Raw genomic sequence first — 15,559 nt, 5'->3', positions numbered from 1 at the left:
GACACGACGCCGGGCGGGCCGCGGCCACAAGCCGCCGCCCGGCGTCGTGCATCCGGCGGTACTGCCGCCTACCGGCGGCCGCGCCGCCTTCCGGCAAGACCCTCTGCCGGGCCACAGCAAGACCTAGTTAGGAACCGACAATGGCTGTTGGAGTCTTTGACCTCTTTTCCATCGGAATAGGGCCATCCAGCTCGCACACCGTGGGCCCCATGCGGGCCGCCGCCGTCTTCGCCGAAGAACTCAAGGCTTCCGGCGACCTGGACAAGGTGGCGTCGCTGCGCGTTGACCTCTATGGCTCGCTTGCCGCCACGGGCCACGGCCACGGCACGATGACCGCCATCCTGCTCGGGCTTGAGGGCTTCCACCCCGAACTGATCCTCCCCGAGGAAGTGGAAGGCCGGCTCGCCACGATCGCGGAGACCGGCATCCTGCAACTGGCCGGAGCTGTTTCCCTGCCGTACGGCGTGAAGGACATGGTCCTGCGGCCGCTCACCATCCTGCCCCGGCACACCAACGGGATGACGTTCACCGTCTCGGACGCCGACGGCGAGGTCCTGCACAGCGCCACGTTCTTCTCCGTGGGCGGCGGCTTCATCGTCCGCGAGGGCGAGGAAGAGGCGGCCCTGAAGGAACTCGACGAATCGAAGAAGGAACTTCCCCTGCCGTTCCGGACGGCCGCGGAACTGCTGGGCCGCTGCCAGTCCAAGGGTCTCTCGATCGGTGAGATCATGTTCGTCAACGAGCGCGCCTCGCGCACCGAGGAGGAGATCCGCGAGGGGCTCCTGCACATCTACTCGGTGATGGAGGGCTGCGTCGAGGTCAGCCTCAAGCGCGTCGGGCTGCTGCCCGGCGGCCTCAAGGTCCGGCGTCGGGCCCCCGACTGGCACGAGCGCCTCATGAAGGAGGACAAGGACCGGGACCCGAAGTACTGGCAGGAATGGGTCAACCTGATCGCGCTGGCCGTGAACGAGGAAAACGCCTCGGGCGGCCGTGTGGTCACCGCCCCCACCAACGGCGCCGCGGGCATCATCCCGGCCGTGCTTTACTACGCGCTGCACTTCGCACCCGGCATGGATAAGGCCACCCAGGCCGACCGCGACGACGTCGTAGTTAAGTTCCTGCTGACCGCGGCCGCCGTCGGCGTGCTGTACAAGGAACAGGCCTCGATCTCGGGCGCGGAGGTCGGCTGTCAAGGCGAGGTGGGCTCGGCGTCGTCGATGGCCGCCGCCGGCCTGGCCGAAGTCATGGGCGGCACGCCCCAGCAGGTGGAAAACGCCGCGGAAATCGCGATGGAGCACAACCTTGGCCTGACCTGTGATCCGATCGGCGGCCTCGTCCAGATCCCCTGCATCGAACGCAACGCGATCGCCGCGGCGAAGGCCATCAACGCCGCCAAGATGGCCCTGTGGGGCGACGGCTCGCACCGGGTCTCCCTCGACGAGGTCATCGTGACCATGCGCGAGACAGGCAAGGACATGAGCTCCAAGTACAAGGAAACCGCGATGGGCGGCCTCGCCGTGAACGTCGTGGAGTGCTAGCGGGCTAGCCGGTGCCCGCCGGGGCCACTTGCGGCGGGCGCTAGTTGTGCAGGGCCGCCCACAGATTCAGCGTGGACGCGAACACGATCCAGGACAGGTAGGGCAGCATCAGCAGCCCTGCCGTCCGGCTGATGGGCCCGAAGAGCACCACTGTCACGGCCACCGCGACGGCGAGTGCCACGATGATCCCGAACGCGATCCACAGCGCCGGCGTCCCGAGCACCGGGTACAGGGCAAAGAAGGCCGGGGTCCACAGCAGGTTCAGCACCAGTTGGACCCCGTAGGCGGTGAGCGCCGTCCTGGACCCTTCGGCGTGTTTGCGCCAGACCAGCCACGCCGCGACGGCCATGGCGGTGTACAGGAGCGTCCAGACCGGGCCGAAGACCCAGTTGGGCGGGGACCATGGCGCCTTGTCCGCGGTGGCGTACCAGCCGTTGACGTGGTTGGCCGTGGCCAGGCCGCCCAGGGCCGCAACGAGCGCCGACGCGCCGAGGAACACGAACAGTGCGATCACCTGGGAGCCGCTTCCGGCGCCTCGTGAGCGTCCGCCGGGCGCCCCGGGACGGCCTTCCAGCGGTTGTTGCTGAGCCTGCATGAGACCAGCGTAACCGTCTTGTCCGGACCAGCGGCAGGGTGCGGACCGATAGACTTGGGGCTGCATGTCCGCATGCCGCCGACGCTCGTACCGCAATGATTGGATGCCGCACCCTTGCGTGAATTCACTGCCCGCTTTGCCTCCGCCGAAGAGATTGCCAACTGGGATGCCCACGTCACAGCGAACCCCAACGGCGGCAATCTCCTGCAATCCGAAGCCTTCGCCGAGGTTAAGCAGCACTTTGGCTGGAAACCCCTGCACCTGGTGTACGAGACGGCGGACTACACGAGCTACAACCTGGTCCTGGAGAAGTCCTTCCCGCTGCTCGGAAAGCTGTGGTATCTGATCAAGGGCCCCGACGTGGCGTCTGTCGACGACATCCCCGGGATCACCGCCGCGAACGCAGACTTCGTGAAGCGGGCCAGGCTGGGCGTCTTCGCAATCAAAATCGAGCCAGACATCATCCTCAGCGACGACGCCGCCCGGGTCCTTGAAGGCGCCGGACTCGTCAAGACCCACAACCTGCAGCCGAACGACTCCACGGCGCTTCTTGACATTGCGCCGGAGGAAAACCAGCTGCTGCGCAACCTGCACTCCCGCGGCCGCAATGCCGTGCGCCGGGCCATCCGCGAGGGCGTGGAGGTCCACAACGTCGAACCCACGGATGAGAATTTCCAGGCCATGTATGCCCTGATGACCACCACGGTGGAGGCCAAATCCCAGGTCCGGGTCCGCGAGTACGAGTACTACCGCCAGTTCTGGACCAACTTCCTGAAGCGGGACCAGGGCAGGCTGCTCTTCGTGTACGAGAACGGCGTGCCCTCGGTGGGCGCGTTCGTGATCAACTACGGCCGCAAGGGCACGTACAAGGACGGCGGGTCGCTGCAGAAGCGGGGTCAGTACGGCGACTCGCACCTTGTGCAGTGGACGGCCATCAACCAGCTCAAGGACCTTGGCTGCACCGAGTACGACTTCTGCGGCACCCCGCCGAGCGACAAGCTCAAGGACACGTCGAACCCGTTCCACGGGCTGGGCCTTTTCAAGACGAGCTTCAGCAAGACCGTGACCGACTTCGTCGGCTGCTACGACCAGGTGCTGAGCCCCTTGAAGTACAAGGCCTGGATGACGGCGGGGGAGCGCGTGGCACGCCAGCTCTACACCCGGCGCACGGGCCAGCAGTTCTACTAGGCCATCGGCAAAAACCGTCAAGGACAGTGAGGAGGCCGGAATGAACAAAGAACCCGACGGCCGCCGCAGGCCGCCCACGGACGGCCTGCCCCGGACCGAACCGATGTCGCCCATGCAGGTGCGCCAGAACGTCGCCGCCAAGCGGATGCTGCGCCGGCTGGTCCAAGGTGAAAACCCGCCGACGGCGCCGCTGAGCATCGTGGACCGGCTCGCAGGCAGCCCCTATGCCAACCCCATGATCCAGGTCGGCGGGGTGGACGCCTCGGCCCGCAAGACCATCGACTTCGCCCTCAAACTGGCGGAATCCATGTTCCGGTACGGGGCCGGCGCCCTCGAGGTCGAGACCAGCATCATTGCCATCACCGCCGCGCTCGGGTTGAAGAACATCGAGGTGGACATCACCAACCAGTCGGTGGCCATCAACTATGCCCCGAAGGACCAGACCCCCATCTCCTTGCTGCGCGTCGTGCGGTCCTGGACCAACAACTACGCGGGCCTCTCGCAGGTGCACCAGCTGGTGACGGACATCGTGGCCGGCGGCGTCGGCCGCGAGGAAGCCGTGCGCCGGCTCGAGGACATCACCCGCAGCGCCAAGCCGTTCCCGCGATGGATGGTCACGGTGGCTTTCGGCGTGTTCTCCGCCGTCTTCGTCGGCGTCCTGGGCGGAGGACTGGGCGCATCCATGGTCGCGTTCATCTCCAATATGTTCGTGAGCCTGCTGGCCCGCCAGCTGGGCCGCTGGCGTACTCCGGACTTCTTCATCACGGCCTCGTGTTCGTTTCTGGTGACCATCATTGCCCTGCTGTTGTGGCGTTTCGGCAGCCCGGTGGGGATACAGATTGCCCCGGCGATCGTGGTGGTCGGCGGCATCCTGCTGCTCCTGCCCACGGGACGGCTCGTATCCTCGGTGCAGGATGCGATCAACGGCTTCCCCGTCACGGCGGCGGGCCGGTTCCTGTCCACGATGCTGACCTTCGGGGCGCTGGTCGCCGGTATCGCCGTCGGCTTCGTCGTGGGCGACATGACCGGCATGGAACCGATCGACGTCACGGAAACATTCCCTCCCAGGTATGACTTGTGGGTCATCGTGGTCCTGATCGCCATTGCGGTGCTGATGATCGGCATTACGGAACAGACCAGCGTGAAGCTGCTGCTGCCGACGGCGGCCGTGGGGGTGGTGGGCTATCTGGTCCTGATCGGGGGCGACGCCGTGGGCATCGGGTCCCGGTTCGCGCCGGCCCTCGCGGCCGTGGCGATCGGCTTGCTGGCCCGCGTGGTGGCCCTCCGGATGGGTGCTCCCCAGCTGGTCGTGGCCGTCCCCGCAGCCCTGATCCTGCTTCCGGGCCTCACCATATTCCGCTCCATGTATGTATTGACCATCGAGGAATCCGAGATTCTCATAGGCGCCGGGGGGATGCTGAACGCCGGGGCGATCGTGCTCGGCGTCGCGGCGGGGATTGTGCTCGGTGACACCCTGGCACGGCCCCTGACGCGAAGCCTCGCCAGCAACGAGCGGCGCCGGGCCCGCCGCCGCTAGGCCGTCCGGCCAGCGGTGCCTTTGGATCTTGCGCCGCTAGATCCTGTGGCGTTGGATATTCGGCCTCAGATCTTGCCTATCGGCAGCTTCTTCTCCGCCTGGAAGTCGTCCTCCACGCGGCCCTTGGCCCAGTAGCCGGAGAGGGAAACCTGGGTCCGCTCCAGCCCGCGCTGCACGTAGAAAACGTTGCGCAGACCCTTCATGTAACCCCGCTCGCCGTGGGCAAAGACCTGGACGCGGCCCTCGGGCCACTCGGCGTCGCGCACGGCCGTGACCAGCAGTTCGCTCTCGCCGGCGGGGACGCCGCTGCGCAGCAGCCAGCGCAGTTCGACGCCGGCAGGCGCCGCGATCGCCTGGATGTCGGCGTCGCTGTCCACCTCGAGGAAGGCGAGGCCGCGGGCGTCCTGGGGCAGGGACTCAATGGCGGCGCCGATGGCCGGGAGCGCCGATTCATCGCCGGCAAAGAGGTGCCAGTCAGCCGTCGGGTCCGGGTTGTAGCCGCCGCCCGGGCCCGTGAAAGTCAGGCGGTCGCCGGGCTTGGCCGCTGCCGCCCAGGGGCCCGCGAGGCCCTCGTCGCCGTGGATGACAAAGTCGATGGCGAGTTCCTGGGCCGCCGCGTCCACCCAACGGACCGTGTAGGTCCGGGTGAACGGCCACTGGCTGCGCGGCATGGATTCCCGGATGGCCCACAAGTCCAGGGGGTCCGGGTAGTCGATGCCAGGCTGCGGAAACACGATCTTGACGTACCGGTCCACATAGTCGTTGTTGACATACCCGGCGAAGCCCGGGCCGCCGGCGATGATCCGGACCATGTGCGGGGAGAGCTGTTCCCGGCGCAGGACTGTCAGGTCAGTCTGGGGGCGCGAGTTCTTGTTGGCTGTGGTGGCGGCGGGGACGGAGGTCATGCAGCTAAGCCTAACCAAGAACCCCGGCCGGGAACCCCGGCGGGGAGGCCTGTTACGGCAGCGGCGGCAGTTCCCAGTCGACGGTCCCGTTGCCCTGTTCCTGCAGCAGCGTGTTGGTCCGGCTGAATGGCCTGGAACCGAAGAAGCCCCGGGATGCAGAGAGCGGGCTGGGGTGGGCGCTGGCGATCACGGCGGCGGACCCCAGCAGTGGTCTGACGGACTCTGCATCCTTTCCCCACAGGATCACGACGAGGGGAGCCGTGCCCGCGCCATCCGCGGACACGCGATGCGCGACAGCCCGGATGGCCGCCGCCGTGACGGCTTCCCAGCCCTTGTTCCGGTGCGAACCGGCCGCGCCGGCGCGGACGCTGAGGACCCGGTTGAGGAGCAGCACGCCCTGCTCCGCCCAGCGGCTAAGGTCCCCGTGGGTGCGGGGCGGGAAGCCGAGATCGGACTCAAGTTCCTTGTAGATGTTCGCGAGGCTGCGGGGGATCGGCCGGGTGCCACCATCGACGGCGAAGGACAGCCCGACGGCGTGCCCCGGCGTCGGATAGGGGTCCTGTCCCACGATCAGGACCCGCACGCCGGACAGCGGCTGCCGGAAAGCGCGCAGGAGGTTGGACGGCGACGGGAGGACCTCATGCCCCGCGGCCGCGTCGCTGGCGAGGTAGTGCAGGACGTCCCGCAGCTGTGGCTCCACCGGCGCCAGCGCCTCGGCCCAGTCCGGGACGACCAGCTCGCTCAGCGGCTGGCGTGCCAGCTCCGCGAAGCTGAGGTTGTCGGCGGCTGCGGGCTCCAGCTCGAACAGGGCATCGGAATCAAACACAGGTCCCATTCTCCCGCACGTCCGCGCGCGCCGCCCGTTCCTGGACCGCGCCCAAATGACAACCCTGTCGTTCGGCCGTAGCATGGGACTGACTTTTTACCGGATCCAGCCAAGGGAGTGTGTCGTGGCCGAAACAGCGCAAGAGCACGTGCTCGCGGGGGATTTTGACGGAATTTCCGAGTCTGGGCACAGCCTGGGCGCGGTGGCGGACGAATCGCCGCTGAGTGCCCGTGACCAGCAGATGCTTGCTTTGGAGCGGCAGTGGTGGAAGTACGCCGGGGCCAAGGAACAGGCCATCCGCGAGCTCTTCGACCTTTCCGCCACGCACTACTACCAGATCCTCAACGCCCTCATCGATACCGAGGAGGCGCTGGCCCACGATCCCATGCTCGTCAAGAGATTGCGTAGACTACGTACATCACGCCAACGTGCCCGCACTGCCCGTCGTCTGGGAACAGATTCGTAAAGTAGCGCCACGCGCAGCCGGATTCGCAGGTCCTGTTGCGCCCGCTTCCGGCCTCGGGCACCCCGTATGAAATCAGCAAGGACGTCGTTTAACCATGACCAAATACGCTCGGGATGAATTTGATCGGGTCCCGGAGACCTCTACCCGGCAGGGTGTCCACCGGACCGTCGCCGAATCGCGCCGCCGGAGTCTGGTTCCCATCCTGGCGGCGGGCTGTGTAGCGCTGGCCATCGGTCTGGTGGCCTTCCTGATCCTGCCCAAGCTCGGCTTTTCTGCGGGGCAGGCATCGGCCGTCTCCGCCGGCAGCAGCGCGTCCGCCAGCAGCAGCCCGACTGCCACGAGCCCGGCGAGCCCCAGTCCCGAGGCGACCAGCACGGCCCCGGCCAGCCCCGAAGCTGCCACGACGGCGCCGGAAGCCTCTCCCTCTGCAACACCGGGGGACACTGCCGCCGGCGTGGACAAGACGCAGCCGGTGACGATCTATAACGGGACCACCACCGCCGGCCTCGCCAGCAGGGTCGGCGGCACCGTCAGTTCCGCCGGCTGGGTCCTGGGCCAGACGGGCAACTGGCCCGGCGTTCCCCAGCAGACGTCGGTGATTTTCTACAGCAGCGTGGACCAGAAGGGCAACGCCGAGGCTCTGGGAACGCTCCTGGGCATCGACACCCTGGTGGAGTCCGCCGAGTTCAACATGCCCCTCGTCGTGGTGATCGGCCCCGGCTTCCAGTAACCCATTCCGGTTACGCCTCAATAACTATTCACCGGCGGGTCTGCCCGTCACCGGCATTACTGCGGGACGCTGTGGATACAGTGGCTGCGGATTTCTCTCCGCAGTCCGCGGCGCACATCGACGTGGGCCGCACGCAAGCTAGTTGAAAGTGTGGACACCATGGCACAGGGAACCGTCAAATGGTTCAACGCCGAAAAGGGCTACGGCTTTATCACTGTCGACGGGTCCGAGAACGACGTCTTCGTGCACTGGTCCGCGATCATCGGGGAAGGCTACCGCGCCCTGGATGAGGGCCAGCGGGTGGAGCTGGAAATCGGCGAGGGCGAAAAAGGCCCGCAGGCTGAAAGCGTTCGGCCCGCCTAGTGGCACTTCCCGCCCTCACGGACACCCCGCGGGACACCGCCCGGCGTCGCGCAGGAGCCTTCCCGTTGGGCCGCGCCCTGGCAGCGGGAACGGTAACGGCCCTGGCGCTGACAGGCTGCCTGGGACCGGCGGGCAGCGCCCGTGTGGCCAGCGCCGACGCCAGCGGCGACGGTACCCTGCGCATCGGCCTGATCCTGGACAACACAGGGCGGCAGAACTTCCTCAACGCCCCCCAGCTCGCGGCCGCCCAGCTTGCCGTCAAAGACATCAACGCCGCCGGCGGCCACAAAGGCAAACCCGTGGAGCTGCTGCCGGAAACCATCAGCACGGACACCGCCGCCCAGGCCAAAGCGCTCGTGGCCGCCAAGGCCGACGTCGTGATCGGTCCCACCGATTCCAGCCGTGCCCCGGCCGCCATCGACGTGCTGTCCAACGCCAAGGTAGCGCTCATTTCGCCGGCCAACTCTGCCAGCGGGCTCAGCAACTACAAGAGCGGCGGCTACTACTTCCGCACCGCGGCGGCCGACGTCGCCCAGGCCTCCGTCCTGGCCAAGCTGGCCAAAGACGGCGGCGCGAAGACCCTGGCCGTCCTGCACGAGGAAGGTGACTACGGCACGGATGTCGCTGCCGCCGTCGACAGTGCGGCCAAGCAGTCCGGCATGGACACCGTGGCGGACGCGGAGTTCAAACCGGGCCAGGCGCAACAAGCTGTTGCCGCCGCGAAAGCCGCGAATCCCGACGCCGTGGTGCTGGTCGCGCGCGATGGCGCCCAGGGCGCCATCGCTGAACTGAACAACGCCGGCCTTGCCGGAAAGAAACTCGTCCTCAGCGACGGAGCAGTCAACCAGTACGGCTCCGGGCTGGGCGCACGCGCCCTCGACGGCGCACGCGGGATCCTGCCCGGGGTGTTCCCCTCCGCCGCATTCCAGGCGGACCTCGTGGCGGTAGATCCCGGGCTGAAGGACATGACGTTCGCCGCCGAGACGTACGACGCCGTCATCCTGGCCGCCGTCGCTGCCGCCGCGGCAGAGGACGACGCCGGAACCTCCATCGCGGCGTCCCTCGTCCCCGTCTCCGGCGGCGCCGCGGCAGCAGACGGCCAGACCGCCAGCCCGGCCGCTAGCAAGGTGTGCACGAGCTACAAGGACTGTGAAGACGCGCTGCGTGCAGGCCAGCGTCCGGACTACGACGGCCAGTCCGGACGGATCAGCTTCGATTCCCACGGGGACATCACTCAGGCGAACTACGTGGTCTACACCTACGGCGAGGACAACATGGCCAAGATGAGCGGCACGGAGACCGCCAGCAGCAACGGCGGCTGATCGCTCATAGCGTATTGGGCCCGCGTGGCGGGCGGTTCGGGCCGGCCACTGCTTGCACTCTCCCCGGGGGAGTGCTAATTATTGAGTTAGCACTCCAGCGCACTGACTGCTAACACGACGCCCGGTCCGCCCGGCCGCGAAGTGAGGCGGCCGGTCCAGGAGCTAAAGAAACACCTTGCTGGGGTGAGATCCCGGACCCAGCGGCATACAGAGGCCGCCGGGTTGGGATCGTCCGTCGCGGGCACCGCAGCGAAGGTTCATTCTTAACGACTGTCCCGAAAGGACTACTGCCGTTATGGCCAAGATCATTGCATTTGATGAAGAGGCACGCCGCGGTCTTGAGCGGGGCCTGAACATCCTCGCCGACGCCGTCAAGGTCACCCTCGGCCCGCGGGGACGCAACGTCGTCCTCGAAAAGAAGTGGGGCGCCCCCACGATCACCAACGATGGTGTTTCCATCGCCAAGGAGATCGAGCTGGACGATCCTTACGAGAAGATCGGCGCCGAGCTGGTCAAGGAAGTTGCCAAGAAGACGGATGACGTCGCTGGCGACGGCACCACCACGGCCACCGTGCTGGCTCAGGCCCTGGTCAAGGAAGGCCTGCGCAACGTCGCGGCCGGCGCTGACCCGCTGTCCCTCAAGCGCGGCATCGAGAAGGCTGTCGAAGCCGTCACCCGCGAGCTCCTGGCCTCCGCCAAGGAAATCGAGACCAAGGAAGAGATCGCCGCCACCGCATCCATCTCTGCTGGCGACAACGAGATCGGCGCCCTGATCGCCGAAGCCCTCGACAAGGTCGGCAAGGAAGGCGTCATCACGGTCGAGGAGTCGAACACGTTCGGCCTCGAGCTGGAGCTCACCGAAGGCATGCGCTTCGACAAGGGCTACATCTCCGCTTACTTCGTCACCGACGCCGAGCGCCAGGAAACGGTCCTTGAGGATCCCTACATCCTGATCGTCAACTCCAAGATCTCCAACGTCAAGGAACTGGTTGCTGTCCTCGAAAAGGTCATGCAGTCCAACAAGCCGCTGCTGATCATTGCCGAAGACATCGAGGGCGAGGCCCTGGCCACCCTGATCGTCAACAAGATCCGCGGCACCTTCAAGTCCGTTGCCGTCAAGGCTCCTGGCTTCGGCGACCGCCGCAAGGCGCAGCTGGCCGACATCGCCATCCTCACTGGTGGCCAGGTCATCTCCGAGGAAGTCGGACTCAAGCTTGAGACCGCCGGACTCGAACTCCTCGGCAAGGCCCGCAAGGTTGTTGTCACCAAGGACGAGACCACCATCGTTGAGGGTGCAGGCGACGCCGACCAGATCGCCGGCCGCGTGTCCCAGATCCGCGCCGAGATCGAGAACTCGGATTCCGACTACGACCGCGAGAAGCTGCAGGAGCGCCTGGCCAAGCTGGCCGGCGGCGTTGCAGTCATCAAGGCTGGTGCGGCAACCGAGGTCGAGCTCAAGGAGCGCAAGCACCGCATTGAGGACGCCGTCCGCAACGCCAAGGCTGCTGTTGAAGAGGGCATCGTCGCCGGCGGTGGCGTTGCCCTGATCCAGGCCGGTGCCAAGGCATTCGCGAACCTGCAGCTCTCCGGTGACGAAGCAACCGGTGCGAACATCGTCCGCGTTGCCATCGACGCCCCGCTGAAGCAGATCGCGTTCAACGCCGGCCTCGAGCCCGGCGTCGTGGTGGACAAGGTCCGCGGCCTGCCCGCAGGCCACGGACTCAACGCAGCCACCGGCGAGTACGTCGACCTGCTGGCCGCCGGCATCAACGACCCGGTCAAGGTAACCCGCTCTGCCCTGCAGAACGCGGCTTCCATCGCCGGTCTCTTCCTCACCACCGAGGCCGTTGTGGCCGACAAGCCGGAGAAGAACTCCCCGGCTATGGGCGGCGGCGACGACATGGGCGGCATGGGCGGCATGGGCGGTTTCTAACCACCCGGCTTCCAGCCACCTGAACTAGCTAGTAGTTCAATGTAGTAGTTCAACGACGGCGGTCCCACCTTCGGGTGGGGCCGCCGTCGTCGGTTAAGCACATCCCCGCCCGGACACCCTCCCTCACTTAACGCACAGATCCAGCCGACGCTGCCTCAGGCATCACGGTGATCACGCGACTGCTCTGCTGAGAACGGCCGGTGAGGGAGCGTTGCGTGGTGGGAGAAGGACGTGAGGGGGCGCCGGGTGGTTTGTTGCCGATGTGAGGGGGCGTCGGTGGACGTCGGCGGGGTCTGGCAGGATAGATCAGTGACGATTACAGCAGCGGCCGACGGTTCGGCCTTAGGAAATCCCGGCCCGGCCGGCTGGGCCTGGTACGTGAATGACGACTGCTGGCGCGCCGGCGGATGGCCCCACGGCACCAACAACCAGGGCGAGTTGATGGCGGTGCTGGACCTGTTCCGGGCCACGGCTCATGTGCCCGGCGAAGACCTGCTCATCCTCTGCGACAGCCAGTACGTCATCAACGCGGTGACCAAGTGGATGCCCGGCTGGAAACGCAAGGGCTGGCGCAAGGCGGACGGCAAGCCGGTGCTGAACGTCGACCTCCTCAAGGACATCGACCAGGCCCTCGTCGGCCGCAAGTACACCTTCGAATGGGTGCGGGGCCACGCAGGTCACGAGCTCAACGAAGCGGCAGACGACCGTGCCCGTGCAGCTGCCACGGCGTACCAGCAAGGCGTGGCCGTCCGGCAGGGTCCCGGATTCGGGACAGCGGCAGTCGGGACGCCACCAGCGGCCCACGCGGTCTCCACGACGCCGCAGGCGGCCCCGCAGGCAGCGCAGGCAACGGCGGCCCCGGCGTCCAGGGCGGCGGCCCTGCAGCAGGCCATGCGACCGACCCAGTCCGCGGCTCCCTCCGGCCAACAGCAACTCTTCGGCCCATCAGGCGCCTTCGACGAGCCGGACCTCTTCAGCGAACTCGAAGAAGAACCGGCCGCAGCCTTGGCGGAGACCAGCCCCGAAGCAGTGGTCGAGTCGCTCGAGCGGGAACTGCTCCAACCGGAAACCCGGGCGGACATGGGCCGCACAGCGGTCCTGCTCCACCCCGACTTCACCGAAATCGGCAGCTCCGGACGCATCTGGACCCGCGACGCCATGATGGTGGCCCTGGAGGACAACCCGGGCGGACCTGCCGAACTGGAACTGCTGGGCGCGGACCGGCTGGGAGAGAAGACCGTGCTCCTGACGTACCGCAGTCACACGCGCGAGGGATCAGCCCTGCGCAGCTCCCTGTGGGTCCTTGAGGGCGCACAGTGGCGGCTGCGCTTTCACCAGGGCACGCCCGAGGCCTGACCGAGCCGGGATAACCTGACCCGCCCGGGGCGGCCTGACCCGGACCCGGGAGGCTCAGGTGAAGCGCTGCACGTTCCCCAGCTCTGCCTGGTCATAGGTGGCGGCCGCCGAATTCAGTGCCAGGTTGATGGACGCCAGGGATGCTTCGACCCTGCCTTGGGTCAGCGCCCACTCGGCGACCAGGTTCTGGAAGTTCGTCGCCGCGGAGCCGCGCCAGCTGCCCTGAAGTTCGTCCAGCCCGTGTTTCATGGCGTGGACGTCCGCGCTGATCCGCTCCACCGTGGCCTTCACGTTGGCGGATTTCAGCTGGAGGAGTTCCGTATCGACGGAGATGATGCTCATGGCCATGCCCTCTCGAATGTTCGAAGGAGGCAGCAGGGACCCGGCAACGTGACAGTCAGCGCTTAGAGTCAGTCGAAAAATCTACTGTGGTGTCTTCTCACAACACAGTTTTGCTGGACAAGCTTGCGGGGAGTGTCTGCCTCATCCGGATCTTCCGGACACCTCGATCGTAGGCAGGCAGCGCACCGGGCGGACACCGCCGTCGGCTCCTATGTGGACAACTCCGGCGCGGACAATGCCGTGGCGTCTTCGTCCAGGAACGGGATGCTGACCACCAGCGTGGCGCCGCCGCCGTCGGTCTTTTCGACCCGCACGGACCCGGAATGCGCGCCGATGATGGCAGCCACGATGGCCAGGCCAAGTCCGCTGCCGCCGGTTTCCCGGGTCCGCGACGTATCGGCCCGGTAGAAGCGCTCGAAGATCCGGGCCGCCTCCTCATCCGGGACGCCCGGTCCGTGGTCTCGGACCTCGATTACGGAGTGCCGTGCGCCGTCCGGCGCGGTCCGGACCCCGACGCCAATCTCGATCGGGCTGCCCTCCGGCGTATACCGCAGGGCATTGCCCACCAGGTTGCTCACCACCTGGCGCAGCTTGGCTTCATCGCCCAGGACCGGGGCAGCAGCCGGGGCAGCTCCGTCGAGTCCGGTGAGGGTGATGGTGCGGCTGCGGTCGCTGGCCTGGGTGTCCACCACGGCATCGTTGGCCAGGAGCAGCAGATCCGCCGGTTTCTGCTGCAGCGGGCGCTGTTCGTCGATTCTCGCGAGCAGCAGAAGGTCCTCGACCATGGCCCCCATGCGCTTGGCTTCGCTCTCGATCCGTCCCATCGCGGTGGCCACGTCTTCCGGCGTGGACAGCGCGCCGTGCCGGTAGAGCTCGGAAAATCCCCGGATGGTCACCAGCGGGGTGCGCAGTTCGTGTGAGGCGTCGGCCGCGAAGCGCCGCATCTTGGCCTCGGATGCCATCCGGGCGGCGAATGCTGTTTCGATGTGCGCGAGCATGGCATTGAGCGAACTCCCGAGCCGGCCCACCTCAGTGCCCGGGTTTTCAACCTCCACGCGCCGGGACAAGTCTCCGGCGGCGATGGCGGCGGCCGTCTTCTCCACGCGAGCCAGCGGCCGGAACGACCGCGATACGGTCCACGTGGCGATGAAGAATGCCAGGACCAGCGTCAGCAGGCCCACCCCCACGACCACCAGGGCGGCGTGTTCCATCACGGAATCGACGGGGTCCAGGGGCAGACCGATCACGACGACGGCGCTGCGCTGGTTGTTGTCCACCACGTTGACCGCCACGACCCGCCAGTTGCCGCCGTCGGTGCCGCGCACCTGGAAGGGCGCCTGCTGGCGTTCCCGGGCTTCGACCGTGGAAAAAGTCTTGATGGCGGGGTGGGAGTCCTTGTCGCCGCCAAACGTGTAAGGGGGCGCGCCCGGGCTGAAGAGCATCAGCGAATAGTCGGTGGGAACGGTGGAGGTCGTTTCCTGCAACTGGCTAAAGGACTGCTGCTGGCGCGCGGAATCGACGGCGGCCCGGAGCTTGTCATCCACCTGGCCCTGCAGGAAGCTGTGCAGCAGGGTCAGCGTGCCCGCACCCGTGGCCGTAAGGGCCACGAGCATGAGCGCCATCATGATGGCCACGAGCTGCGACCGCAGCGACGCCGACTTCCAGCGGTACAGCAAGGTCAGCGCTTCTCCGCTGTCCGCAGGACGTAGCCGACGCCGCGCTTGGTCTGGATCAGTGCCGGGGCATCGGGATCGATGTCCACTTTGCGGCGCAGGTAGGAGATGTAGGACTCCACGATGGAGGCATCGCCGTTGAAGTCGTACTCCCAGACGTGGTCCAGGATCTGGGCCTTGGACAGGACCCGGTTCGGGTTGAGCATGAGGTAGCGCAGGAGCTTGAATTCGGTGGGGGACAGCTCAATCACGGTCCCGCCGCGGCGGACCTCGTGGGCGTCGTCGTCGAGCTGGAGGTCATCGACCCGGATCACGGCGTCGTCGTCGACCTGGGGCTGCGTGCGCCGGAGAACGGCGCGGATGCGGGCCACCACCTCGTCGAGGCTGAACGGCTTGGTGACGTAGTCGTCCCCGCCCACGGTCAGGCCGGTGACTTTGTCTTCGGTGTCGTCCTTGGCCGTGAGGAACAGGACGGGGAAGTGCTTGCCGGCGGCACGCAGGCGCCGGGTGACGGTGAAGCCGTCCATGTCCGGCAGCATGACGTCCAGGACTGCCAGATCGGGGGCGTGCTCCTCCGCGGCGGCCAGTGCCTCGCGCCCGCTGCCGGCGGAGACAACTTCAAAACCTGCAAAACGCAGGGACGTTGACAGCAGCTCGCGGATGTTGGGTTCATCATCGACGACGAGCAGCTTGGCTTCGGGACCGTTCTTCTTCATGCTCCCATGATGCTCCCAGACTCTGGGAGTTTTCTGAATGAAAGATGGGTGTTGCATGGGCTGTTCCCG

Annotated in this window: 15 protein-coding genes; 9 read left to right on the top strand and 6 right to left on the bottom strand. The window is 66.9% G+C overall.

The annotated features are described in order from the left end of the window. Positions 1 to 140: 140 nt before the first annotated feature. Positions 141 to 1,538 carry an L-serine ammonia-lyase gene (locus tag C9424_RS11575; RefSeq protein WP_116766978.1) on the top strand — a complete coding sequence of 466 codons (1,398 nt, stop codon included), beginning with the start codon at positions 141 to 143 and terminating at the stop codon, positions 1,536 to 1,538. A 40-nt stretch (positions 1,539 to 1,578) separates the two neighbouring features. On the opposite strand, the gene C9424_RS11570 is transcribed toward C9424_RS11575, so the two are convergent. After that, entirely contained in the window at positions 1,579 to 2,133 is a 555-nt protein-coding gene (locus C9424_RS11570) for a TspO/MBR family protein (RefSeq protein WP_116766977.1), read from the bottom strand. 114 nt (positions 2,134 to 2,247) lie between these two features. Between C9424_RS11570 and C9424_RS11565 the strand changes: the two genes are divergently transcribed. Continuing rightward, a complete protein-coding gene (locus C9424_RS11565; RefSeq protein WP_116766976.1) occupies positions 2,248 to 3,321 on the top strand; it encodes a lipid II:glycine glycyltransferase FemX in 1,074 nt (357 codons plus the stop codon). A 40-nt stretch (positions 3,322 to 3,361) separates the two neighbouring features. Next, complete coding sequence (locus tag C9424_RS11560; RefSeq protein WP_116766975.1) at positions 3,362 to 4,858, top strand: threonine/serine ThrE exporter family protein; 1,497 nt, start codon at positions 3,362 to 3,364, stop codon at positions 4,856 to 4,858. A 65-nt stretch (positions 4,859 to 4,923) separates the two neighbouring features. Here the strand turns inward: C9424_RS11560 and C9424_RS11555 are convergent, their stop codons facing one another. Both C9424_RS11555 and C9424_RS11550 read right to left on the bottom strand, forming a co-directional pair. After that, positions 4,924 to 5,763: a siderophore-interacting protein gene (locus C9424_RS11555; protein WP_116766974.1), complete on the bottom strand. Its 840-nt coding sequence runs from the start codon at positions 5,761 to 5,763 to the stop codon at positions 4,924 to 4,926. Between the two features lie 52 nt (positions 5,764 to 5,815). Then, the gene (locus C9424_RS11550) at positions 5,816 to 6,598 is read right to left on the bottom strand and encodes a uracil-DNA glycosylase (protein ID WP_116766973.1); all 783 of its coding nucleotides are present in this window, start codon (positions 6,596 to 6,598) and stop codon (positions 5,816 to 5,818) included. Positions 6,599 to 6,761: 163 nt separating this feature from the next. Here C9424_RS11550 and C9424_RS11545 point away from each other — a divergent pair, with 163 nt between their 5' ends. From C9424_RS11545 to C9424_RS11520, 6 genes are all read left to right on the top strand, one after another. Further along, positions 6,762 to 7,055: a DUF3263 domain-containing protein gene (locus C9424_RS11545; RefSeq protein WP_116767036.1), complete on the top strand. Its 294-nt coding sequence runs from the start codon at positions 6,762 to 6,764 to the stop codon at positions 7,053 to 7,055. A gap of 94 nt (positions 7,056 to 7,149) precedes the next feature. Beyond that, positions 7,150 to 7,785: a LytR C-terminal domain-containing protein gene (locus C9424_RS11540; protein WP_116766972.1), complete on the top strand. Its 636-nt coding sequence runs from the start codon at positions 7,150 to 7,152 to the stop codon at positions 7,783 to 7,785. Positions 7,786 to 7,944: 159 nt separating this feature from the next. Continuing rightward, positions 7,945 to 8,148 carry a cold-shock protein gene (locus C9424_RS11535; RefSeq protein WP_116767035.1) on the top strand — a complete coding sequence of 68 codons (204 nt, stop codon included), beginning with the start codon at positions 7,945 to 7,947 and terminating at the stop codon, positions 8,146 to 8,148. After that, complete coding sequence (locus C9424_RS11530) at positions 8,148 to 9,470, top strand: ABC transporter substrate-binding protein (RefSeq protein WP_442862030.1); 1,323 nt, start codon at positions 8,148 to 8,150, stop codon at positions 9,468 to 9,470. The genes C9424_RS11535 and C9424_RS11530 overlap by 1 nt, the downstream gene beginning before the upstream one ends. A 295-nt stretch (positions 9,471 to 9,765) precedes the next feature. Next, positions 9,766 to 11,403 (top strand): chaperonin GroEL, encoded by a 1,638-nt coding sequence (gene groL, locus C9424_RS11525; protein WP_091251391.1) that lies wholly within the window; start codon positions 9,766 to 9,768, stop codon positions 11,401 to 11,403. Between the two features lie 309 nt (positions 11,404 to 11,712). Further along, positions 11,713 to 12,759 (top strand): ribonuclease HI family protein, encoded by a 1,047-nt coding sequence (locus tag C9424_RS11520; RefSeq protein WP_116766971.1) that lies wholly within the window; start codon positions 11,713 to 11,715, stop codon positions 12,757 to 12,759. Positions 12,760 to 12,813: 54 nt separating this feature from the next. On the opposite strand, the gene C9424_RS11515 is transcribed toward C9424_RS11520, so the two are convergent. The 3 genes from C9424_RS11515 to C9424_RS11505 form a co-directional block, all read right to left on the bottom strand. Continuing rightward, positions 12,814 to 13,101 (bottom strand): WXG100 family type VII secretion target, encoded by a 288-nt coding sequence (locus C9424_RS11515; RefSeq protein WP_091251583.1) that lies wholly within the window; start codon positions 13,099 to 13,101, stop codon positions 12,814 to 12,816. 209 nt (positions 13,102 to 13,310) lie between these two features. Continuing rightward, positions 13,311 to 14,777: a sensor histidine kinase gene (locus tag C9424_RS11510; RefSeq protein WP_116766970.1), complete on the bottom strand. Its 1,467-nt coding sequence runs from the start codon at positions 14,775 to 14,777 to the stop codon at positions 13,311 to 13,313. Between the two features lie 2 nt (positions 14,778 to 14,779). Then, positions 14,780 to 15,490 carry a response regulator transcription factor gene (locus tag C9424_RS11505; protein ID WP_091251396.1) on the bottom strand — a complete coding sequence of 237 codons (711 nt, stop codon included), beginning with the start codon at positions 15,488 to 15,490 and terminating at the stop codon, positions 14,780 to 14,782. Between the last annotated feature and the right edge of the window lie 69 nt (positions 15,491 to 15,559).

Origin of the sequence: Arthrobacter sp. H-02-3 (assembly GCF_003097355.1) — a bacterium.
Lineage (GTDB): Bacteria > Actinomycetota > Actinomycetes > Actinomycetales > Micrococcaceae > Arthrobacter > Arthrobacter humicola.
Note: the sequence above shows the minus strand (reverse complement) of the source record. Positions and strands in the feature narration are given on the sequence as shown.